Here is a 21,173-nt window from a genome sequence, read left to right on the forward strand (position 1 = left end):
CGAAAGGAGCATGACATGGAACTGGCAGAGTTGATCAAGGGTTTCGAGAGTGTGGCGACGGCCTCCGTTGCCGATGCGGTGGATCAGATCGCAGGCGTTCGCGGGTACATGGATGAGTCGATCAAGCCGCGTATCAACGACAAGAAGATCGTCGGGCCCGCAGTGACGATCCTAGAAGCGCCGACGCACGAGAAAGTGCCGCCGCAGCACGCGCTCGACGCGATCGACGAATCGCCCGCCGGTAGCGTGATTGTGATCGGTATCTACGGCGAGACGAACGTCGCGGTGTGGGGCGGGCTGATGACCGCGGGCGCGGTGGCGAACCAGCACGTCGGCGCGATTCTCGACGGCGGCGTACGCGATCTGACGGAAATCCGCCGCGACTACGACTTCCCGATCTATTCGCGGTCCGTGTCGCCAGGCACGACGGTCGGCCGTTTCACGACACTCGCGGCGAACGTGCCCGTCGAGTGTGGAAGCGTGAAGGTGCATCCGGGCGACATTATCGTGGCTGATATCGATGGCGTCGTTGTCGTGCCGCGCGTGCATGCGGAAGCGGTACTGAAGCTCTCGCAGGAAATCGATGAGCGCGAACTCGAACAGGCACGTCTCATCATCGGCGAGAAGTCGTTGCGCAAGGGACTGGCGAAGTATGGCCGCATCTGACATGGCAGCGGAAATCGTCGCGATTGGCGAGCCGATGATCGAGTTCAATCAGACGCAGGCCAATGCCCGCGACTACTTGCAGGGTTTCGGCGGCGACACATCGAACTTTTGCGTAGCGGCAGCGCGACAGGGCGGAAAGGTGGGCTACATCACACGTCTGGGAGATGATGCCTTCGGTCGCAGCTTCCTCGATCTATGGCGCAGCGAAGGCGTCGATACGAGCGGCGTCGCGACGGATCGAGAGGCGCATACCGGTGTGTACTTTGTCACGCACGACGAGCGCGGCCATGCGTTCAGCTATCTGCGCCGGGGATCGGCGGCGAGCCGTCTCTCGCCCGCGAACTTGCCACTGGACGTAATCGGCCGCGCGCGTTATCTCCACGTATCCGGCATCAGCCAGGCCATCAGCGAGAGCGCATGCGACGCGGTTCTTGCGGCCCTCGAGCATGCGAAGCGCGAAGGCATCGCGGTGACGTTCGATTTGAACGTGCGGCTGAAGCTCTGGCCGCTCGCGCGTGCGAGGGCGATCATCGATGCAACGGTGCGTTACGCCGACTACCTGCTGCCGAGTCTCGAAGACGCGCAAACGCTCACGGGTCTTTCCGATCCCGAAACGATCGTCCGGCACTATCTCGCGCTCGGTCCGCGAACCGTTTGCCTGAAGCTGGGCGGCGATGGAGTTCTCGTCGCCCAAGGGGAATCGCGCGTGCGCATCGAAGGGCACAAGGTCGATGTCGTCGATGCAACGGGCGCGGGCGATTGCTTCGACGGTGCGTTCGTCGCGCGTCTGGCGGCTGGCGACAGCGCCGAGGCCGCAGCGCGCTATGCGAACGCCGCTGCCGCGCTGTCGACGCAAGGCTATGGCGCGGTTGAGCCGATTCCGCGCCCCCACGACGTGCGGGCCATGCAGTCCGCGAGCTGATGCGGTGCTAGCCGGTCATTGCGTCTGCGCCGTGGCCGGCTTCTTCGATCAATAACACATCACCGATACCGCCACAGGGCAGGCGAGGGGACATGTCATGAACGACCATAACGACAATCTTGCGCTCGAAAAGCGCACGATGAGAAAGGTGACGCGACGGCTCTTGCCGTTTCTGATCCTGCTGTATTTTTTTGCATTCCTGGATCGGGTCAATGTCGGCTTCGCCGCGCTGACGATGAATAAGGACATCGGCCTGTCGTCGTATGCGTACGGCTGGGCGGCGGGCATCTTCTTTATCGGTTATTTCATCTTCGAAGTACCGAGCAACCTTGCGCTCGCCAAAACCGGCGCGCGCGTATGGCTCGCGCGCATTCTCATCAGTTGGGGCCTCATCTCGGCATGCGGTGCATTCGTCACCGGCCCCACAAGCTTCATGATTCTGCGCTTCGTTCTCGGGGCGGCGGAGGCAGGCTTTTTTCCTGGGGTGATCTTGTATCTCACCTTCTGGTTTCCGTCGCGGTATAGGGCGCAGGTCGTGGGACTTTTCATGCTCGCCAACCCGATCTCGACCGCGCTCGGCTCGCTCGTGTCGAGCTTCATTTTGCGCATGGACGGCCTGTTCGGTATCGCGGGATGGCAATGGCTCTTTGTGATTGAAGGCCTGCCGTCGGTGCTGCTCGGTTTCGTGACGCTGCGCTTTCTTGCCGATTCGCCGCGTCAGGCCGTCTGGCTCGACGACGACGAGCGCCGCTGGCTCGATGCGCGTATTACTGGCGAAGCCGCCGAACGCGAGCTGCATCACAAGGCGAGCGCTTTGCAAACGCTCGCGAATCCGCGCGTGTTGCTGCTCGGTGCGATCTACTTTCTGATCGTCACCGCGAACAATGGGCTTGTACTGTGGCAGCCGCAGATCATGAGGATGCTCGGTGTGGCCGATGAATGGATTGGCCCGGCAAACGCAGTGCCGTTCGTCATCGGCGCATTGACGATGGTCGTGTGGTCGCGCGCCGCCGACCGGCGCGGCAAGTACCGCCTGGATCTCGCATGTGCCTGCGTGGTCGCGGCACTGGGCCTGGCCCTTGCCGCCACGTCCTCTTCGTTGCCAGCGATTTTCCTCGGACTGACGATCGCCGCAATCGGCGGATATGGCGCGTTGCCCTCGTTCTGGGCGTTGCCGACGACCTTCCTCGGTGGCACGGCGGCAGCGGCCGGTATCGCGCTGGCGAATTCCATCGGCAATCTCGGCGGCTTCGCGGGTCCGTATCTGCTGGGGTATGTACGTTCGACGACTTCCGGATATGCGGTGGGGCTCGGCATCCTGGCGGCCGCTGCACTGCTCGCGGCGATCGTTACGCTGCTCTCGGGCCGTTCGCGCGAACGTCGGCAGGCATCGGGAATAGGCACGGACCCTGTCGAAGGCCGGCGCACGAACTGACAAGGGGACGACATGAACAACAGCGCTTCAAGCTTGGGCAAACCGGTGCCGCGTCGCCGCTGGTGGATCGGCATTTTCATCGGCATCGGCATTCTGGTGAATTACATCGATCGCGTGACGCTCTCGGTCGCCGCGCCGCAACTGAGCGAAGCCTTCAACCTGACGCCAGGCGATATCGGCATTCTGTTCAGCGCGTTCTCGTGGGCTTACGCGCTCCTGCAAATTCCGGCCGGGGTCGTCCTCGATCGTTACGGCGTGACGCGCGTGGGCCGCTGGGGGGCGTTTCTGTGGGCGGTGTCGTCAGTGATCACGGCGCTGGCGAGCGGCTTCGGCGGACTCGTCGCGGCGCGCTTTCTGCTCGGCGTCGCCGAAGCGCCCGGACTCGCCGCGAGTTCGAAGGCCACGGGCTACTGGTTTCCGCGCGGCGAACGCGCGCTTGCGACATCGATCTTCGACGCGTCCGCAAAATTCGCCAATGTGATCGGCGTGCCGCTGATCGCTTTCGTCGTCGTCACGTTCGGCTGGCGCTGGGGCTTCTGGGTATCGGCGATGCTGAGTCTCGCGTATTTCGCGGGCTTCTGCATCGTCTATCGCGATCCGTCGAAGGACGCGCGGCTCTCTCGCGAAGAGTTAGCGTACATCCAGCGGGGCGGCGCGACGCCGGAGGGACAACCGGCGTCGAGCACGGCCGGCATGCTGGGCTATCTGCTGACCAACCGGAAAGTCTGGGGGCTAACGATCGGCTATTCCGCATACGACTACGCGTTCTACCTGTTCCTGACATGGCTGCCGAGCTATCTCGTGACGACCATGCACATGAGCGTCTTGCACTCCGCGGGTTACGCGATGATTCCCTGGGCATGGGCGACGTTCACCGATGTATTCGTCGGCGGCTGGATCATCGACCGCATGATCGCCCGTGGTCACGACGAAAGCCGTGTACGCAAGGCGGTGCTGATCTTCGGCATGATCTGCGCGCTTGGCATTCTCGGCGTGATCGGTACGAGCGACCCGCGCTGGGCGATCGCGTGGATCTCAATTTCGCTCGGCGGACTTGCCATCGCGGGCGCGGTGACGTGGTCGATTCCTTCGCTCATCGCGCCGCGCGGCGGCGTCGGCACGGTGTCCGGCATCATGAACTGCGTCGGCAACGTAATGGGAGCGGTGGCGCCTGCGTTGACTGGCTTCATCGTGAGCGCAACCCATTCGTTCGAGAACGCGTTCTGGGTCGCGGGCATGGTGATCTTCGTGGGGATCCTGTCGATCGTCTTCGTGCTGGGTCGCATCGAGCCGATTCCCAGTCCGCCAGACGAGCGCGGGCAGGCCGCGGGTGCCGCGACTTGACGAAGCAGCACGACGCGGCGCGAGTCTCGCGCCGCGCGAGTCGGTCGAAAGTTGCGGAGAAGAAGGATCAGTCCACCGGATCGCCGTTTTGCGGACCCGGATAGCGCGCCAGCCAATACGCATATTGCGCGGGCAACAGCGACGACGACCGGGGCACGTTTAACTCCCGCGCCGCGCGGAACGGGTAATGCGGATCGGCCAGATGCGCGCGTCCCATCATCGCGATATCGAGCTGATGCGCGGCGATGGCGCGCTCCGCGTCAGCCGGATCGTCCATGCCCCACGCCGTCGCCACCGCAATTTGCGCTTCATCGCGCACGCGCGCGGCGATCGGCGCCATGAACGCCGACGACCACGGCACCTTCGCCTGCATCGTCGAGAAGCCCATGCTGACGTTGAGCAGGTCGAGGCCGTCATGCTTCATGCGCCGCACGAGTTCAATCGATTCCGCGAGCGTTTGCTCGTCGCGGCCATCGAATTCGATCACGCCTAAGCGCGCGGTCAGCGGCAGGCGCTCGGGCCACACTTCGCGCACCGCACGCAGCGTTTCGATGAGAAAGCGTCCGCGTCCTTCGGCATCGCCGCCGTATCGATCCGTGCGACGGTTTGCGTGCACCGAAAAGAAGCTTTGGGCGAGATAGCCGTGCGCGAAGTGAAGTTCGAGCCATTCGAAACCGGCATCGCGGGCGCGGACGGCGGCGGCCACGAAGTCGCGCTGCACGCGCGCGATATCGTCTAGCGTCATTTCGGAAGGCACCTTGTCGAGCTTGCCGCCGAACGCGATGGCCGATGGCGATATCGTCTGCCAGCCGCGCGCGTCACTGTTCGAGATGTGATCGTCGCCGTCCCACGGACGATTCGCGCTGCCTTTCCATCCCGCGTGGCCGATTTGGATGCCGGGCACCGCGTCCGCTTTCTTGATGGATGCGGCAATGCGCGCCATGCCCTGCGCCTGCGTGTTGTTCCATAAACCCGTGCACGAGGGCGTGATGCGGCCTTCCGGCGAAACCGCGGTGGCCTCGACGATCACGAGGCCCGCGCCGCCGCGCGCTAGGCCCGCGTAATGGACGTCGTGCCAGTCGTCGGTGACGCCATCGACCGCGCTGTACTGGCACATCGGCGGGACGGCGATCCGGTTGCGCAGGGTGATGTCCTTCAGTGTGAAAGGGCTGAAAAGCGCTGACATTGAAACCTCTCGAAAAAGGAAAGAAACCGCGTTCACTCGATCGACACGACTGGCTTGCCCGAGAACGCGCGATGCCTCAACGCATCGAGTTGCTGTGGCAAGGCATCGAACGGCGCGCTCAATATGTCTTCTGCGATGAAACGTCCGCTCGCGACGAGGCCGAGAATCTGCTCGCCGGCATCGACGAGGCGCGCCCAGTCGCGGTCGTCGCCATGAACGTGCAGCGCGCCGAGCGCGACTTCGTGCAACGAGAGCGTGCGGCCGAAGGGCGCGCAGGGCCAGGCATCGGCGCGGTCCTGAATGCAGACGAGATGCCCGCTCGCGCCGAGCGAGGGTGCGAGACGCGCCGCGTGCGGCCCGCTCACGCTGTCGACCACGGCGAAGAATTCGCCTGCGTGATCGTGCGACCACAGCGATGCATCGTCGAGCGGGCCTTCGAAACACATGCGCGCACCGAGCGCGCGCAGACGATCCCAATGCCGCGGATGACACATCACGCTGACATCGAAGCCGCGAAGCACCGCGAGTTGCAGCGCGTAGTGGCCGACCGCGCCGCCCGCGCCGCTGATCAACACGTGCGCCCCGGCACGCGTTGGCAACTTGTCGAGCGCGAGCCACGCCGTGAGCGCGGGGCACGGCATGCTCGCGGCCGTGGCGAGGTTGATCTCCGGCGGAACCATCAGCAGCGCGCGTGCCGCGACTGGCGTGCAATGCGCGAAACTGCCGGGCGTCGCGAGACTCGTGTGATAGGCGACGCGCTTGCCGAGCCATCCGCGTTCGACATCGCCGCCGACCGCCACGACCACCCCCGCGCCATCCACACCCGGCACTTTGCCCAGTTGCCAGTGGACGAGATCGCCGCCGAGCACTTTCCAGTCGACCGGATTCAGCCCGATAGCCGCGTTGCGCACGAGAACGTGTCCGCGTTCGAGCGGCGGCGCGTCGATGCGGTTCAGGGCGAGAGCCCTCGGATCGTCGCTGCCAGTGAATGTCCACGCGGGCCACGAGGGCGGAGGCGCATCGTGCGCCGGTGTCGGCGTATGCATCAGCGGTACGCGCCGGCGGAGTACGTCAACTCGTAACTATGGCTGTAAATCTCGACGATATTGCCGAACGGATCTTCCATGTAGACCATGCGATACGGCTTCTCGCCGGGAAAATATTCACGCACCGGCATGCGCTGCTTGCCGCCCGCCGCGACGATCTTCGCCGCGAGCCCTTCCACGTCCGGGTCTTGCACGCAGAAATGAAATACGCCCGTCTTCCAGTATTCGAAGTTGTTCTCGGGCTTCTGCGCATTCTTGAACTGAAAGATCTCGACGCCGATGCGATCGCCTGTCGAGAGATGCGCGATGCGAAACGACTCCCAGCCCGCGCCGAACACATCGGTGCACATGACGCCGATCGCGCTGTCGTCTTCGTTGATGGTCGTCGGGGGCATGATGAGATACCAGCCCATGATGTCGGTATAGAACTTGACAGCGGCATCCAGATCGGTCACCGAAAGACCGATATGCGAGAAGGCGCGCGGATAGGGTGTGGACATGTTTCGTTAATCCTTTGGGTTAGCGGGGGGCGAAGCTAAAACGCAAGCGCCGATCGCGAATCAATCGATTGGCGATCGGCTTCAAGACCGCAGCGAGCAGCGTCATGCCGCTGATTGCAGTGGACGACCTTCAGACGATCGCCTGCAAGGTCAGACGCGCGGCCTCTTCGGACGAAGCCGGATTCTGGCCGGTGACGAGGCGGCCATCGCGAATCGCGTGTGCGTGAAAGTCCGGCGCTTTGCGATAAAGCGCACCGAGTTCGCGCAGGCGATCTTCGAGGAGGAACGGCACGCTTTGTGTAAGGCCCGCTGCTTCTTCCTCGCTGTTGCTAAAACCCGTCGCCTCGCGTCCTGCGACGAGCGGTGTGCCGTTTGCGTCCTTGACGTTCACGAGACCCGCCGGGCCATGGCAGACGGCGGCAAGCACTTTCTCTTTCGCCCACGCATCGGACAACAGGTGCGCGAGCGTCGCGCTCGCGGGCAGGTCCCACATCGTTCCGTGACCTCCCGGGAGGAAAATGGCTGCGTAGTTGGACGCATCGGCGGCATCGAGCTTCATTGAGGCTTGTGCCTTTTGCATCGCTTCGGGATCGTTCATGAAGCGGGTCACGCTTGCCGGACGCGCCTCCCCGGCTTCGATCGAATGAGGATCGAACGGAACCGGACCGCCTTTAATCGAAGCAATCTCGACATCAAGGCCGGCGTCCTTGAACACGTAGTAAGGCGTGGAAAGTTCTTCGAACCACACGCCAGTAGAGCGCCCGCTTTCGCCCATCGTTGCGTGCGACGTCACGACCATTAGAATCTTCTTCACGATCATCGTCGTCTCCTTAAGAACGGGCCGCGCGCGCGGCCGCGATCATTCCGTCGAGCCATTCTTGATGACCGTTGATCATGGGATTGGGTCGCGTGGTGGCAAGCGCCTTTGCCGGCGCGCCGTTCTGCGTTTCCTGCGTGAGCACGCGCATGCGTCCTTGCGGAAGGTCTTCGAGCAACCATGCGTGATGCACATCCAGACGGGATTGGGCATCGCCTTCCACCCAACCGTGCCATGCCACGCGTGCGGGCTGGCCTTCGACGGGTGGCACATATTCGGTCACTTCCGCTTCGACGGGAAATCCGAAAGTCGTAAAGCGAAAGCGTGCGCCGGCAGCAAGTCGCGGACCGTTGGCATCGTGAAACCGGATGTCGGCGCAGTTGCTGTAGTACCTCGGCCACTGAGTCGTGTCGTCAAGCATCGGCCAGACATCGGAGACAGACAAGCCCGCGACGATGACCTCGTTCGACGCAAAATTGTCCGAAAGACCTGGAAGGTAGCCTTGCGGCCAGATGATGTCGTGCATGGGAGTTTGGCGTTCGTTATTTGACGAAACAAATGATGCGCGTGGGGCTGCAATAAATCCAATCGCATGTAATGATTACAGTCATCATGCAGACTGATATCAAAACCGTCGATCTGAATCTGTTGCGCGCGCTCGATGCGCTGCTCGACGAGCGCAACGTCACGAAGGCCGCGCGGCGTTTGTCGCTGACACAGCCCGCCGTGAGCGGCATGCTCACGCGCCTGCGCGAGAGCTTCGACGATCCGCTGTTCGTGCGCACGCAGCGTGGCATCGTGCCGACTGCCCGTGCGCTGGAACTTGTCGGGCCGCTCAAGCAGGTGCTGGGCGAAATCGAAGCGATGTTGCGCCCGCAGGCGTTCGAGCCATCGACAGCGGACGTGACAATCACCATCGCAGCAACGGATTACGCGTTGCAAGTGGTGATCGTGCCGTTGCTCGCGCGATTGCGGGCGCTCGCGCCGGGCGTGCGCGTGGCGGTCGTGCCGGTGCGCAATCAAACCTTGCACGCGCAGTTCGAGCGCGGCGAACTGGACCTCGCGCTCGTCACACCTGAAACCACGCCCGCCGATCTGCATGCGCGTACGCTCTTCAACGAGCGCTATGTTTGCGTGATGCGCAGCGATCACCCGGATGCACGAAGGCGCGCGCTGTCGCTCAAGCGCTTCTGCGCACTCGATCATGCGCTGGTGTCGCACGACGGAGGCGTGTTTCGCGGCGTCACCGACGATGTGCTTGAACGGCTCGGCCACGCTCGGCGCGTCGCGCTGTCGGTGACGAGCTTTCTCGTATTGCCACGCATCCTTGCATCCAGCGATCTGATCGCAGTCGTTCCGCGCAGGTTAGTGCAATCCGGCGACGGACTCGTAATCATCGATGCACCGGTCGAGGTGCCCGGTTTTTCGAAGGTGGCTGCGTGGCACGAACGTACGCATCGATCACCGGCGCATCGTTGGATTCGCGAACTGCTGTCCGAGGTCTGCGCGAGGCTGGACTGATTGCGCGCGGGTTGCGGTGCGGCAGACATCTAGTTTCCCGTGACTGGACCGCCGAGCGATATTCCGTCGAAAAGCTCGGGCAGCACAATCGAGTAGGTGACGAAGGGCGCGGCCACGTTGGCTTGCCCGTGCGGCCGTGCGACGGGCTGTTTCACCGGGATATACAGCCGCCGATCGCGGCTGATGAACGAGCCATCGGGCCGGATCAATGTCGGATGCGACGCCAGCACCGCACGCTTGCCTTCGGGCGAAAGCACGGTGATGTGATGCGTCGCCGTTTCTGAGAAGTACATGTTGCCCCGTGAATCCATCGCGCAGCCGCCGGAGAAGCTGATTTCGAAGACGTGTTCTACGTGCGTGGAGAGTTGCGCGTCGGTGAGAGTCGCATCGCGCAGCAAACGCGTTTCGATGCGATAGAGCGGGCCGGTCGGCGCCGCCCAGTAGAGCCACTTTCCGTCCGCGGTGATCTCGATCAAGTCGCTGTTGGGCGGATGAAACACCTCGCCGCCCTTCACGTGGGCGACGATCGCCGGCGGCTCGATGGAGGACGCCTTGACCTGCGGATATCCGGAGAGCCGTCGTAGCGTTTTGCCGTTCGATAGTTCATGCACGATCAGTCCGCCTAGACCCGAGTCGGTCAGATACATCGTCGAACCATGAAAGCGGAGGTCGTTAAGTTGCGCGCCGGCGGGCAGGATGGTGTCGTCGAAGCGCAGGACATCGAGCACGCGACCTGAGTGGGGGTCGAGCCGGATCAGCTTTTGCGCACCTCGGTCGAGCGTCTCATTGACGTATGGAAAGGCTGCCGCGTTCAATGAACCCTGATCGACACACCAGACGGTGTCGTCCGAGAAGACGTGCAAGGAATTCAGATAGACGAACGCGTCGCGGCCATCGTCGCCTGGCTTCCAAGCGTTCCATGCGTTGCCGGGAAAGGGCTGAAGGGAGCCGTTCGCTTCTCTGCGTGCGATGGACGGCGTCGGTATTTCACGCGCATATCGTGGCAAACCGAGGAACAGCAGATTGCAGCTCGTCAGCGCAACTTAATTCGCCATCCACGGCGAGCGCACGGCGACCTCGAGCGCAAGAGGCCACTGTTCCGCGCGAACTCGTGGGGCGAGACCTGTGCTGCTCGCAAGTGCCATTGCCAAAAAGATTCGACGGTTCATTAAAGGCATCGCCTTGGTATTCGAGGTGTCGAGCAAAAATTGTACGGGTTTTTTCTGATGCGTGAAGTCTGATGCATCAGGCATCATGCATCAATCAATTCACCGAAGCGCGTCGATGTCACTCAATTTCCGATCGCCCGAGGTCGTGCAGGCTTGCCGCAATCAACTCGGCGAGAGCCCGGTATGGGATGAGCGCACGCAGACTCTGCACTGGACCAACATCCACGCGTGTGAGATCTGGTCGTGGGAGGTGTCGGCGTCGGCGCCTGTCGTCCGCACAATGCCGGAGCGCATCGGCGCAATCGGGCTGCGTGAGGGCGGCGGACTGGTGATCGCGCTTGAAAGTGGCTTTGCTACGCTTAAGGCGGACAGCTCGCAACCCGTGCCGATTGCCTCGCTGCCCGATCCTGCCGCGCATACGCGCCTCAACGATGGCCGGGTCGCGCCCGATGGCCGCTTCCTCTGCGGCGGGATGAGCGAGGAACAGCCGCAACGCGCCAACGCCGCACTCTACGCGCTCGACGCCGATTCAAGCGTGCGCACGCTGTTGACCGACATCGCCTGTGCCAACTCCCTGTGCTGGAGCCCGAGCGGCAGGACGCTGTACTTCTCCGACATGGCGACGCGCCGCATCGATGCATTCGACTATGCAGACGGCAAGATCGCCAACCGTCGCATATTCGCCGAGCTCACGACGCCGGGCGCCCCGGATGGCTCAATCGTCGACGAAGACGGCTTTCTGTGGAACGCGCAGTGGGGCGGCGGCAAACTAGTGCGTTACGCACCCGACGGATCGGTCGATCGCGAGGTCGCATTGCCGGTGTCGAACCCGACCTGCATGGTTTTCGGTGGACCTGAACTCGACATTATGTACATCACGACAGCGTGGTTCACACTCGATCCCGCGACCCGCGAAAAGGAGCCGTACGCCGGCAGTCTGTTTGCGTGGCGGCCGGGCGTGCGAGGTTTGCCGAGTCCGCGTTTTCAGGGTTGAGCGCGTGGATGTGATAACGCCGCACGCGCAAACCAGACATATTCGAGGCTAAACAAGATGAAGGTTTTCGACAGAGCATCGCTCAGCGAGCAGGTGGAGACCGCGCTGAAGGAAGAGATCATAGGCGGGAAGATGCGGCCGGGGCAGCGCATCAACGTCAGCGATTTTCAGACCGCATGGAAAGTCAGTTCGACGCCCTTTCGCGACGCGCTGCGCTCGCTTGAAATTCAGGGCTTCGTGACCGTCGAAGCACGCAAGGGCGTGTATGTCGCGCCGCTAGACCAGCAAACCGTCAACGAGATATTCGACCTGCGCATCGCGCTCGAATGTATGGCCGTGGAACGCGCAACGCTCGCCGTACCTACCGAGGAGGCCGAGCGGGTTCGCGCCGCTTATCTGGGCGCCGCAGAGGCGCTACACAGAGGCGACGTGGAGCCGATCGCGCAGGCTGACCGAAAAGTTCATGAACTCGCGCATGTGCACTGCGGCAATGTGCGGCTGCAAAAAGCCCTGTCATCACATATGGAACTCATTCGCTGGGCACAACGCGCCATCGTCGACAAGCTAACGGGCGCATACGAAATTGCGTTGCCTGAGCACATTGCCATCGTTGAAGCCGTGTGCCTGCGCGACGCGCAGGGCGCGGCGAGAGCCATGCGAGCGCATCTGGAAAACTCGCGCGACCGCTTGAGCGCCAACATCGATCTCGCGGACCTCAACTCCGAAAACTGAACGCTGACAACCTCAAATCACGACATGAAGATCAGGACAATTCGTTCCTACGTGCTACGCGTGCCGCTCGGCGACAAGCTGTTCTACTCGTCGCAGGCCGCGTTCCCTGAGCGCAATAGTTATCTCGTGCGCATCGAGACCGACACTGGCCTTGTTGGTTGGGGTGAAGGCGGGCAGTATGGCCCGCCGGAACCGCTCGCCGCGTGTATCGATCACGTGCTTGCACCGAAACTGATCGGCCGCGATCCGACCGAGCCGGTCCGCATCTGGGAGGAGCTGTACAACTTCTCGCGCGATTTCGGGCAGAAGGGCACTTACGTGGAGGCGATCTCCGCGCTTGATATCGCGCTCTGGGATATCGCGGGCCAATCCGCGGGGCTGCCGGTGTGGAAGATGCTCGGCGGACGCTTCCGCGACGCCGTTCCCGCGTACGCGACCGGCTGCTATTACCCACAGGATTTCACCCGTCTGCCCGAACTGCTGCGCAGCCTCGAAGAAGAGGCGTCCGGCTACGCCGATGCGGGCTTTGAGATGCTCAAAGTAAAAATCGGTCTGCTGAGCCTGAAGGATGATATTGAACGCCTGAGAGTAATTCGTGCAGCCGTAGGTCCGGATATCGGCATGCTGGTCGATGCGAACCACGCATACAACGCGACGTCCGCGATCCGCATGGGCCGAATGATGGAACCGCTTGACGTACGCTTTTTCGAGGAACCGGTAGTGCCGGAGGACAAGGCGGGGTATCGCCGCGTGCGCGCTGAGAATCCCGTTCCCGTGGCGGGCGGTGAATGCGAGTTCACGCGTTATGGATTTGCCGAACTGATTGGTAGCGGTTGCGTCGATATCGCGCAACCGGATCTCGCGGTGTGCGGTGGTTTCACTGCATTCAAGCAGATTCTCGCGTTCGCGAGCACGCACGGCGTCGGCGTGATTCCGCACGTATGGGGCTCGGGCATCGCGGTCGCGGCGGCGTTGCAGGCCATCGCCACCATTCCGCCGATTCCGCACACGGCCAATCCAATCGAGCTGCAGAACGAGCCGATCGTCGAATTCGATCGCAAACACAATCCATTGCGCGACGACCTGCTCGATCAACGCTTCGCGCTGGCGGAAGGGAAACTCGCCGTGCCGGATGCTCCGGGCCTTGGTGTAACCGTCAACGAAGCCGCGTTGCAGCGCTTCTCTGTTCAATGAAGGAGGACTTCGTGAGTCGATTTGTCAACCAGCGTGTGATCATCACGGGCGCGGCGGCGGGACTTGGGCAAGTCATCGCGACGTCTTTCGCCCGGGAAGGCGCCGATATTGCCGTGCTGGATTTTCAGCGAGCCGATCAGACGCGCGAACTGGTCGAGAAAGAAGGACGCCGCTGCCAGGTATTTCATTGCGATGTCCGTGATGAACACGCCGTCGAAGAAGGCGTGAGCGCCGCCGCCCGATTTTTCGATGGGCGCGTGGACGTGCTCGTCAACAACGCAGGCTTCAACGGCCATTACAACCTCGTCAAGGACATGCCGCTTGCGCAGTGGCGCGAGACACTCGATATCAACCTCACCGGCACGATGCTTGTCACACGCGCCGTGCTGCCGCTGATGATCGCGGCGAAGCGCGGTACGATTGTGACGACCGCATCAAACGTTGCGCGGCGCGGATTACCGCTGCGCGCGGATTACGTCTGCTCGAAATGGGCGCTGCTCGGGCTCACGCAGACGCTCGCGCTGGAAAACGCGGAGCACGGCATCCGCGTCAATGCGGTGTGTCCTGGTCCGGTAGAAGGTGATCGCATTGAAGACGTGATGGCGCACCACGCGCAGAAGGAAGGCAAGAGCATCGCGCAGGTTCGCCGCGAATGGGAAAGCGCCGCACCCATGAACCGTTTCGTCACGCCGCAGGAAGTCGCCAACACGATGCTGTTCCTCGCCAGCCCCGATTCCAGCGCGATGACGGGACAGGCGCTGAACGTTACCGGCGGATTTTTGATGACCTGAATCGAGAACTAAGAATACCAAATCAACGGAGGCAAAAATGTTAGTACGACAAATGAATGCCGCGCGTGTCGCGTTGTCGATCGCATTGGGCGCGGCCAGTTTGATCTTCTCGATGCAGGCCGACGCAAGCAAGGGACTTGTCGCAATGTCGCAATCGGGCATGGAGAACGAATGGCGAGTCGTCAACACAAAGGACATGGAGAAGAGCTGGAAAGAAGCGGGATACGACTTCGTTTGGACCAACGCGAATTGGGACCCTGCCAAGCAGCTTTCCGACATCCAGGATTTGCTCGCGCGCAAGCCCAAAGTGCTGATCGTGGAGCCTGTCGAGTATGAGCCCGCAGCGCCCGTTCCCGGAATGGCAAAAAAGGCGGGGGTTCCGCTCATCGTCGCGGACCGCGCGATGCCAGGGCAACCGGGCAAGGACGGCTGGATCTCGCTTTTGACCATCAGCTATGAAGACACTGGCGTGCGCGTAGGCAACGACGTCGTCGCGCAGATGACAAAGAAAAACGGCAAGCCGCAAGGCAAACTGCTGCACGTCACGGGCAATACGGGCGCGGCGCCGGTACTCGAAGAGCAGAAGGGACTGGACAGCGTCTTCGCAAAACATCCCGATATCAAGTTCGTCGCGAAGTGCGATGGTCGGTATAGCCGCGAGGGCGGCCGCAAGTGCACGGAAGACTTCCTGCAGTCCTTTCCGAAAGGATCCATCGACGGCATCGTGTTCGATAGCGACGATGAAATGATCGGCGGCCTCACCGCGATCAAGGCCGCGAATCGCGACGACCTGAAGGGCTACTTGTGGGGCAAGGACGGCACCGCCGACGGCCTGCGTGCGATCCTCGACGGCTGGGCGAGCTACACCGTGCAGACTCCGCCGACTTTCGGCGCCCTGGCGTTGAAAGTCTTCAACGACTCGCAAGCCGGCAAGCCCGTCGCGCCCGTCGTGTACTCGGACAAGAAGCAGTTCGATGCACATACGCCAGAGCATCGTGCGCTCATCGAGCAGCGTCTGAAAGAACTCAAGGCAATGGGCGTCGGCTGCTGCTGAAGCCGATGATGCCGCCTCATTCCGCTTAACGGAACGTTATTGTCATGAACCACGAGATTACGGTCCCGCTGCTGCGCATGTCGGGCATCGTCAAGTCGTATCCGGGCGTGCGGGCGCTCAAGGGTGTGGATTTCGATCTGCACGCGGGGGAGATCCATTGCCTGATTGGCGAAAACGGCGCCGGCAAATCCACGCTCATGCGCGTCATGTCCGGCGCGGAAAGACCCGACGGCGGCCACGTGTCGATGGCTGGACGCGAATTCGCCGCGCTGGACCCGGTGTTGAGTCATGAACTCGGCATCACGGTGATCTATCAAGAAACTGACCTTGTGCTGCCGCTCACCGTGACCGAGAACGTGTTTCTCGGTCACGAGCTGGCGAAGCGTGGCGGCCTGTTGGATCGAGCGGCAATGCGGGCGCGCGTCGTGGAGTTGATGGAGCGCTTCAACCTGCGCTTTCCCATCGATGAGCCGGTGCGCCATCTCGGCCCCGCGCAACGTCAACTTGTGCAGATTGTCAAAGCGATCTCGCGCGAAAGCCGAATTATCGTGCTCGATGAGCCTACGGCGTCACTGACGGACAACGAGATCGGCCACTTGTTCGAATTGCTGGATGTCTTCAGGAGGCAGAGGATCGGAATCGTGTATGTGTCTCATCGGTTGCAGGAGATCATCACCATTGGCGATCGCGTGACGATCATGCGCGACGGCACGCGGGTGGCGACGCATGACGTGAAGGACGTAAGCGAGGCCAGTTTGATTCAGGCAATGGTCGGCCGTCCGTTGGAAGACGCGATGCCTGCGCGGCCTGAGACGAAAGCCGGCGCGCAGGTCATCCTGGCGGCACGCAACCTGACAGTCGAAGGCCAGTTCGAGAACGTGAGTTTCGACCTGCGCCAGGGCGAAATTCTCGGTCTTGGCGGCCTGGTCGGCGCGGGGCGCAGCGAGCTGCTCGAGTGCCTCTTCGGCATCACGAAGCCGGATTCAGGCGAGATCATGATAGAGGGCAGGGTGGTATCGTTCGGCGCGCCGCGCGATGCGATTCGCGCAGGCCTCGGACTCGTGCCGGAAGAGCGTCGCGAAAGCGGCCTCGTGATTGGCCGTTCGGTAGAGGACAATATCGCCTACCCGATTCTTAAGCGCGTATCGCGTTTGTCGATGATGCGCCGGGGCCGCTTGCGCCAGATCGCAGAGGAACTTGTGAAGAGCATGCACATCAAGACGCCTTCATTGCAGCAGGCCGTGCGTACGCTCTCCGGCGGCAATCAGCAGAAAGTGGTGCTCGCCAAGTGGCTCGCGAACGATACGCGCATTTTGCTGCTCGACGAGCCGAGCCGCGGCGTGGACATCAACGCGAAGTTCGAGATCCATCAACTCATACGCAATCTCGTGGCCGAAGGCATGTCCGTGATCATGGCGTCCTCCGACATGCTCGAACTCCTCGCGTTAAGCGATCGCATTCTCGTGATGGCGGAAGGACGCGCGGCCGCCGTGCTCGAAGGCGAACACGCAACACAGGTCGAGGTAATGCGCCACGCGGTGCCCCGATCGAACGCATACGTGGAGGCCGCCGCATGAGTCACGCCACATCTTCATCGAACGCGGCGGTCTCGTCGCATCACGCGCCCGCGCGGCGCGACGTCAAGCGCGTGCTCGCGCGCTACGATGTCTACCTGATTCTGCTGCTCCTGATTGCGCTTGCCTGCGCGGTGAGCCCGCAATTCCTAACGGCATCGAACATCGGCAACCTGCTCACGCAATCAGCGGTACTGGGGATTCTGTCGGTCGCACAGTTTATCGTCGTGCTGACTGGCGGCTTCGATCTTTCCGTCGCGGCCGTCATGGCGCTTTCATCGATCCTACTCGCGCGTTACGCGGACACGAACATCGTGCTGGCGCTCGGCGGGGCGCTGCTCACGTCCGCGCTTTGCGGATTGGCAAGCGGTGTAGCGGTAGTACGCGGACGCGTGCAGCCCCTCATCGCCACGCTCGCGATGATGGGCGTCGCGCGCGGGCTCGCGTTCAGCGTCAGCGAGAAGAGCGTGCTGACCAGCAACGCGCTGATTCAATCGCTCGGAAGCAGCGGCGGTTTGCTTACACCGCCGACGCTCCTGTGGCTTGTCCTCGTGGCGGTGGCCGCTGTATGGCTCGCGCAAACGCGGTCGGGTCTGCATTGTTACGCCGTCGGGGGCAACGAGACGACTGCGCGTCTCGCGGGCGTGCGATCCGACCGGCTGAAACTCGGCGTGTACACGATTGCTGGGCTTATCTCGGGCGTGGCGGGCATCGCGCTGGTCATCCGTTCGAGCAGCGGCGTACCGAATGGCGGCGCCGGCTGGGAGTTGGATTCGATCGCTGCCATCGTCATTGGCGGAGTGCGTCTGTTCGGCGGCGAAGGACGCTTGCTCAAGGCGATGGCAGGTGTGCTCATCTATCAGTTGATCGCCAACGTGATGAATCTCACGGGGATTGATCCGTATTACCAGAGCATCATTCGCGCGGGGGTCATTGTGATCGCCGTGGGGCTTTCCGTGCTACGGCAGGGACGGCAAGAGCGCCGCACGCTCGGCAACAGGGGATGATCATGACGACCTTAGCTCAATCCGCACACGATCCGTGGTGGCGCTCGCCGGTGGTGCGCAAGAACGCCATCGTCTTCGTGTTTGCGTTGTTTCTAATCGTGGGGACGGCCGTCTCACGGGGTCGTCTGGTGGAACCCGGCAATCTCTCGAACATTCTGTTCCAGAGTTCGGTGATCGGCGTGCTCGCGCTCGGCGAGGCACTGGTCATGCTCACCGGAGGCATCGATCTGTCGATCGTCGCACTGATGGTGGCATCGGCCATTTTCATGGGCGGCGCCGGTTCCGAGTTGCAGCAGCAGATGAGCATGTCCAACGCCCTGCCGTATGTCGGCTTTCTGCCGGCCATCGCCATCGCGATGATCGGAGCGGCGGCAGTGGGCCTAATCAACGGGCTGATGGTAGTCGTGCTGCGCATTCCCGCGTTCATCGCGACGCTCGTCATGGCCTTGGTACTTTCCGGAGTGTCGATGCTCTTTACGGGCGGAGCACCGATCTACAACCCAGACGCATTCTTCGCGGACCTGGGAGCCACGCGCATCTTCACGCTGCCGGTGCCGGTCTACATCTTTTTGGTGCTGACCGCGGTGATCGGCGTGCTGCTCGCGCGCAGCAAGCTCGGCGTCGTGTTGTATGCGCTGGGCGGCAACAGTCGCGCTGCGCGTTTGTCGGGCATCGCGGTAGAGCGCACGACAGTGGCCATTTACACACTCTCGGGTTTGCTCTCGGGACTCGCCGGTTTCCTGTTTCTAGCGCGCACGGGTTCGGTCGCGCCGACCTCCGGCGACAACTTCCTGCTAGGAACGATTGCGGCCGTCGTAGTGGGGGGGATCAGTCTCGCCGGGGGCAAGGGTTCGATACGCAACGCCTTCGTTGGCGTGTTGTTCCTCGCGACCTTGAGCAACTTCCTGAACATCCTGCTCGTGTCGCCGCACATACAAGATGCGATCAGCGGCGTCGTCATCATCCTCGCCATCGCGATCAACGCGCGGCTGGATCCGGATGCGTGAAGTCACGGTTGTGCCTGTGCGCCGCACGTCGCGCTAATGGGCACCACACGTGGAAAAGGCGGAGGCGGACATGACGAACTCTAGATGGTGGGGGAACGGCGGATCGCTGACGCTGGTAATGCGCGTCGCCTATCTCGATCGAACTACGCTTCGGGTTGGCCTGCAATTGATCGCGTAGGAGCGGGGATTCGCCGGCGAGCTCTTCGCGGTGAAGGAAGACCTGGCGCACAACCATCTCTAGTGGGGTATCCGGTGGAACGTGCCGGGCAGCGTTCTGACGCACAGGTTCGATCCGAAGTCGCTGGTCATCGGGGCCTTCGCGTTGTTCGGCTGGTCCGAGGAACCGGTCCCGCCCGAGGATCGCGAAGGGCATGTGCAAGTGAAGCGCGCGCTATCGATTCCGGTCGCGGGCGGCGAGTGCTAATTCACGCGCCTCGGCTTTCGCGACATGCTGATCGCACGAGCGCTCGACATCGTGCAGCCGACACCTGCGCGGCGCGCGGTCTGTCCGAGTGCAAGAAGTTTGCCGACATGGCGCAGGCTTTCAGCGTCCACTACAACCCGCACGTGTGGGGGTACGGGCATTGCGATGGCGGCAGCGCTGCAACCGCTCGCCGTGCTGCCGACACAAACGCCCACGTCGCTTGCGCCCATCGAGTCGATGCTCGAATTCGATCGAACCGAACACCCGATTCGCCGCACCTTACTAAAGAAGCCGATCGAGCACATGAACGGCGTCGTGCGCATTCCGGACGGGCCGGGACTCGGCATCGAAGTCGACAGGCACGCACTTGCGCGTTTCGCCGCGCAATGAAGCGGGCAGTACTGCACGATCAATAAACACAATATAGAAGGAGATAACGATGACGCAATCGAAATGGTGGAGCATAGGCGGCTCGCTGATGCTCGGGCTGTGCGTGGCTTATCTGGACCGCACGACATTGTCCGTGGGACTGCAATCCGTCGCGCAGGAGATGGGCTTCGCGGGGGAGCGCTTCGCTGTAACCGCAAGTCTTGCGCTGACGATCTTTCTCGTGGGCTATGCGCTCGCGAACGTGCTCGGCGGCATCCTCACGCGTCGGTTCGATCCGAAGCCCGTCGTCATCTGGACTTTCGCGTTATGGTCCGCCGCGACGGTGTATGTCGGCTTCACGAGCTCGCTCGTCGTGCTGCTCGCTTGCCGGCTGATTCTCGGCGTGGCTGAAGGCATATACTGGCCGCAACAATCGCGCTTCGCGAAGGCGTGGTTCGCACCAGACGAACGCACAAAGGCGAACGCGATCATTCAGTATTATGGACAATATCTCGCGCTGGCATTCGGTTTCATCGTGCTGACGCCGATCTATCATGCGTTCGGCTGGCGTTCGATGTTCTTCCTGATGGGCGGCATCGGCCTGGTCATCGTCGTGCCGCTCTACATGGCGAAGCTGAAGCCCGAATTCGAAGCGCCGTATCGCACGCCGCCCGCGCAATCGGCCGCGGCGGGCAAGCTCACATTCGCGTCGCTCGGTGGTGCGCCGTTTCTGCTGCTGCTTCTAAGCTATGTGACGCAAGGCATGCTGTTCTGGGGCGTCACGTTGTGGATCCCGCTCGCGGTGCAGTCGGTGGGCTTCACGGGCATGTCGCAGGCGTTCGCGAGTTCGCTGCCGTATATAGCTGCAGTGTTGCTCGCCTTGCCGATGTCGCGCATCAGCGACCGCACCGGTAAGCGGGTACTGATCGCTGCGCTCGGCCTGCTGATTCCCGGCGTGCTGATGATGCTTCTGCCGATGGTGTCGAGCGGTTATGCGAAGCTCGGGCTCATTACCGTAGCGCTGGGCCTTTATGCGAGCAGCTATACGCCGAACATTTGGTCGATCGTGCAATCGTCCATCGAGCCACAGGCGATCGGCCCGGCATCGGGCATCATCAATGGCATCGGCGCGGGTGGCGGCGGGACGATCGCGGGATTTCTGGTCGGACTGCTCTATCGTTCGACGGGCTCGTACATGTCGGGCTTCGTGGTACTCGGCGCGCTCGTGATACTCGGCGGCATTTCGTTGCTGGCGTATGGACGCGTGCAGAAGTCGCGATTGCATCGCGATCAGGCAGCTCGCTTCGCGCACGGAACTCGAGAAGCAAACTGAGCATGGACCGGCGCGCAGCGTGCCGATCCATCCTGCTATCAGTGTCTTGCGGTGAACGTCGCGCCCGACATCGACCAGGAAAGCAGCA

Annotated in this window: 21 protein-coding genes and 1 pseudogene; 16 read left to right on the top strand and 6 right to left on the bottom strand. The window is 62.3% G+C overall.

Annotated features, from left to right (window positions below; all coding sequences use genetic code 11):
* Positions 1-15 precede the first annotated feature (15 nt).
* From QCE49_RS16215 to QCE49_RS16230, 4 genes are all read left to right on the top strand, one after another.
* Positions 16-666, top strand: coding sequence for an RraA family protein (locus tag QCE49_RS16215; RefSeq protein WP_250437200.1), 651 nt, complete (start codon positions 16-18; stop codon positions 664-666).
* Positions 653-1,588 carry a sugar kinase gene (locus QCE49_RS16220; protein WP_409017238.1) on the top strand — a complete coding sequence of 312 codons (936 nt, stop codon included), beginning with the start codon at positions 653-655 and terminating at the stop codon, positions 1,586-1,588. Before QCE49_RS16215 ends, QCE49_RS16220 begins: the two co-directional genes overlap by 14 nt.
* 97 nt (positions 1,589-1,685) lie before the next feature.
* Positions 1,686-3,023 carry an MFS transporter gene (locus tag QCE49_RS16225; protein ID WP_250456889.1) on the top strand — a complete coding sequence of 446 codons (1,338 nt, stop codon included), beginning with the start codon at positions 1,686-1,688 and terminating at the stop codon, positions 3,021-3,023.
* Between the two features lie 12 nt (positions 3,024-3,035).
* Positions 3,036-4,367: an MFS transporter gene (locus QCE49_RS16230; RefSeq protein WP_250437202.1), complete on the top strand. Its 1,332-nt coding sequence runs from the start codon at positions 3,036-3,038 to the stop codon at positions 4,365-4,367.
* Between the two features lie 67 nt (positions 4,368-4,434).
* On the opposite strand, the gene QCE49_RS16235 is transcribed toward QCE49_RS16230, so the two are convergent.
* The 5 genes from QCE49_RS16235 to QCE49_RS16255 form a co-directional block, all read right to left on the bottom strand.
* Complete coding sequence (locus tag QCE49_RS16235; protein ID WP_250456890.1) at positions 4,435-5,553, bottom strand: NADH:flavin oxidoreductase/NADH oxidase; 1,119 nt, start codon at positions 5,551-5,553, stop codon at positions 4,435-4,437.
* A 32-nt stretch (positions 5,554-5,585) separates the two neighbouring features.
* A complete protein-coding gene (locus QCE49_RS16240; protein WP_250456891.1) occupies positions 5,586-6,599 on the bottom strand; it encodes an alcohol dehydrogenase catalytic domain-containing protein in 1,014 nt (337 codons plus the stop codon).
* Positions 6,599-7,099: a lactoylglutathione lyase family protein gene (locus QCE49_RS16245; protein ID WP_250437205.1), complete on the bottom strand. Its 501-nt coding sequence runs from the start codon at positions 7,097-7,099 to the stop codon at positions 6,599-6,601. The genes QCE49_RS16240 and QCE49_RS16245 overlap by 1 nt, the downstream gene beginning before the upstream one ends.
* A gap of 130 nt (positions 7,100-7,229) precedes the next feature.
* Positions 7,230-7,913 (bottom strand): type 1 glutamine amidotransferase domain-containing protein, encoded by a 684-nt coding sequence (locus QCE49_RS16250; RefSeq protein WP_250456892.1) that lies wholly within the window; start codon positions 7,911-7,913, stop codon positions 7,230-7,232.
* Positions 7,914-7,929: 16 nt separating this feature from the next.
* Complete coding sequence (locus QCE49_RS16255; protein WP_250456893.1) at positions 7,930-8,442, bottom strand: SRPBCC domain-containing protein; 513 nt, start codon at positions 8,440-8,442, stop codon at positions 7,930-7,932.
* A gap of 86 nt (positions 8,443-8,528) precedes the next feature.
* On the opposite strand from QCE49_RS16255, the gene QCE49_RS16260 reads away from it, so the two are divergent.
* Positions 8,529-9,437, top strand: coding sequence for a LysR family transcriptional regulator (locus QCE49_RS16260; protein ID WP_250456894.1), 909 nt, complete (start codon positions 8,529-8,531; stop codon positions 9,435-9,437).
* Positions 9,438-9,466: 29 nt separating this feature from the next.
* Here the strand turns inward: QCE49_RS16260 and QCE49_RS16265 are convergent, their stop codons facing one another.
* On the bottom strand, positions 9,467-10,444 hold the full coding sequence (locus QCE49_RS16265; protein WP_309806168.1) for an L-dopachrome tautomerase-related protein: 978 nt from the start codon (positions 10,442-10,444) through the stop codon (positions 9,467-9,469).
* 277 nt (positions 10,445-10,721) lie between these two features.
* Between QCE49_RS16265 and QCE49_RS16270 the strand changes: the two genes are divergently transcribed.
* The 11 genes and pseudogenes from QCE49_RS16270 to QCE49_RS16320 all read left to right on the top strand — a co-directional run bounded on the left by QCE49_RS16270 (position 10,722) and on the right by QCE49_RS16320 (position 21,085).
* Positions 10,722-11,600, top strand: coding sequence for an SMP-30/gluconolactonase/LRE family protein (locus QCE49_RS16270; protein WP_250456896.1), 879 nt, complete (start codon positions 10,722-10,724; stop codon positions 11,598-11,600).
* 57 nt (positions 11,601-11,657) lie between these two features.
* On the top strand, positions 11,658-12,332 hold the full coding sequence (locus QCE49_RS16275; protein WP_250437215.1) for a GntR family transcriptional regulator: 675 nt from the start codon (positions 11,658-11,660) through the stop codon (positions 12,330-12,332).
* A gap of 24 nt (positions 12,333-12,356) precedes the next feature.
* On the top strand, positions 12,357-13,526 hold the full coding sequence (locus tag QCE49_RS16280) for a mandelate racemase/muconate lactonizing enzyme family protein (protein ID WP_250456897.1): 1,170 nt from the start codon (positions 12,357-12,359) through the stop codon (positions 13,524-13,526).
* Positions 13,523-14,317, top strand: a complete 795-nt coding sequence (locus tag QCE49_RS16285) for an SDR family NAD(P)-dependent oxidoreductase (protein ID WP_250456898.1) — start codon at positions 13,523-13,525, stop codon at positions 14,315-14,317. Before QCE49_RS16280 ends, QCE49_RS16285 begins: the two co-directional genes overlap by 4 nt.
* A 37-nt stretch (positions 14,318-14,354) precedes the next feature.
* Positions 14,355-15,371, top strand: coding sequence for a substrate-binding domain-containing protein (locus QCE49_RS16290; RefSeq protein ID WP_250456899.1), 1,017 nt, complete (start codon positions 14,355-14,357; stop codon positions 15,369-15,371).
* 44 nt (positions 15,372-15,415) lie between these two features.
* Positions 15,416-16,948 carry a sugar ABC transporter ATP-binding protein gene (locus QCE49_RS16295; protein ID WP_250456900.1) on the top strand — a complete coding sequence of 511 codons (1,533 nt, stop codon included), beginning with the start codon at positions 15,416-15,418 and terminating at the stop codon, positions 16,946-16,948.
* Positions 16,945-17,952 (top strand): ABC transporter permease, encoded by a 1,008-nt coding sequence (locus QCE49_RS16300; protein ID WP_250456901.1) that lies wholly within the window; start codon positions 16,945-16,947, stop codon positions 17,950-17,952. The genes QCE49_RS16295 and QCE49_RS16300 overlap by 4 nt, the downstream gene beginning before the upstream one ends.
* 2 nt (positions 17,953-17,954) lie before the next feature.
* Complete coding sequence (locus tag QCE49_RS16305; protein ID WP_250456902.1) at positions 17,955-18,959, top strand: ABC transporter permease; 1,005 nt, start codon at positions 17,955-17,957, stop codon at positions 18,957-18,959.
* Between the two features lie 259 nt (positions 18,960-19,218).
* The gene (locus QCE49_RS16310; protein ID WP_250456903.1) at positions 19,219-19,383 is read left to right on the top strand and encodes a hypothetical protein; all 165 of its coding nucleotides are present in this window, start codon (positions 19,219-19,221) and stop codon (positions 19,381-19,383) included.
* Positions 19,384-19,398: 15 nt separating this feature from the next.
* A pseudogene (locus QCE49_RS16315) lies at positions 19,399-19,773 on the top strand (enolase C-terminal domain-like protein); the annotation flags it as partial.
* A 49-nt stretch (positions 19,774-19,822) separates the two neighbouring features.
* Positions 19,823-21,085: an MFS transporter gene (locus QCE49_RS16320; RefSeq protein ID WP_250456905.1), complete on the top strand. Its 1,263-nt coding sequence runs from the start codon at positions 19,823-19,825 to the stop codon at positions 21,083-21,085.
* Positions 21,086-21,173 lie beyond the last annotated feature (88 nt).

The sequence above is a fragment of the Caballeronia sp. LZ008 genome (genome assembly GCF_031451435.1).
Classification (GTDB): domain Bacteria; phylum Pseudomonadota; class Gammaproteobacteria; order Burkholderiales; family Burkholderiaceae; genus Caballeronia; species Caballeronia zhejiangensis.

Bases quoted from the DNA above. Each gene is read 5' to 3' on its own strand.
- QCE49_RS16255 (WP_250456893.1), bottom strand. From the start codon at position 8,442: ATGCACGACATCATCTGGCCGCAAGGCTACCTTCCAGGTCTTTCGGAC.
- QCE49_RS16240 (WP_250456891.1), bottom strand. From the start codon at position 6,599: ATGCATACGCCGACACCGGCGCACGATGCGCCTCCGCCCTCGTGGCCC.
- QCE49_RS16295 (WP_250456900.1), top strand. From the start codon at position 15,416: ATGAACCACGAGATTACGGTCCCGCTGCTGCGCATGTCGGGCATCGTC.
- QCE49_RS16225 (WP_250456889.1), top strand. From the start codon at position 1,686: ATGAACGACCATAACGACAATCTTGCGCTCGAAAAGCGCACGATGAGA.
- QCE49_RS16215 (WP_250437200.1), top strand. From the start codon at position 16: ATGGAACTGGCAGAGTTGATCAAGGGTTTCGAGAGTGTGGCGACGGCC.
- QCE49_RS16290 (WP_250456899.1), top strand. From the start codon at position 14,355: ATGTTAGTACGACAAATGAATGCCGCGCGTGTCGCGTTGTCGATCGCA.
- QCE49_RS16230 (WP_250437202.1), top strand. From the start codon at position 3,036: ATGAACAACAGCGCTTCAAGCTTGGGCAAACCGGTGCCGCGTCGCCGC.
- QCE49_RS16280 (WP_250456897.1), top strand. From the start codon at position 12,357: ATGAAGATCAGGACAATTCGTTCCTACGTGCTACGCGTGCCGCTCGGC.
- QCE49_RS16285 (WP_250456898.1), top strand. From the start codon at position 13,523: ATGAAGGAGGACTTCGTGAGTCGATTTGTCAACCAGCGTGTGATCATC.
- QCE49_RS16305 (WP_250456902.1), top strand. From the start codon at position 17,955: ATGACGACCTTAGCTCAATCCGCACACGATCCGTGGTGGCGCTCGCCG.
- QCE49_RS16320 (WP_250456905.1), top strand. From the start codon at position 19,823: ATGACGCAATCGAAATGGTGGAGCATAGGCGGCTCGCTGATGCTCGGG.
- QCE49_RS16270 (WP_250456896.1), top strand. From the start codon at position 10,722: ATGTCACTCAATTTCCGATCGCCCGAGGTCGTGCAGGCTTGCCGCAAT.
- QCE49_RS16235 (WP_250456890.1), bottom strand. From the start codon at position 5,553: ATGTCAGCGCTTTTCAGCCCTTTCACACTGAAGGACATCACCCTGCGC.
- QCE49_RS16220 (WP_409017238.1), top strand. From the start codon at position 653: ATGGCCGCATCTGACATGGCAGCGGAAATCGTCGCGATTGGCGAGCCG.
- QCE49_RS16260 (WP_250456894.1), top strand. From the start codon at position 8,529: ATGCAGACTGATATCAAAACCGTCGATCTGAATCTGTTGCGCGCGCTC.
- QCE49_RS16275 (WP_250437215.1), top strand. From the start codon at position 11,658: ATGAAGGTTTTCGACAGAGCATCGCTCAGCGAGCAGGTGGAGACCGCG.
- QCE49_RS16300 (WP_250456901.1), top strand. From the start codon at position 16,945: ATGAGTCACGCCACATCTTCATCGAACGCGGCGGTCTCGTCGCATCAC.
- QCE49_RS16245 (WP_250437205.1), bottom strand. From the start codon at position 7,099: ATGTCCACACCCTATCCGCGCGCCTTCTCGCATATCGGTCTTTCGGTG.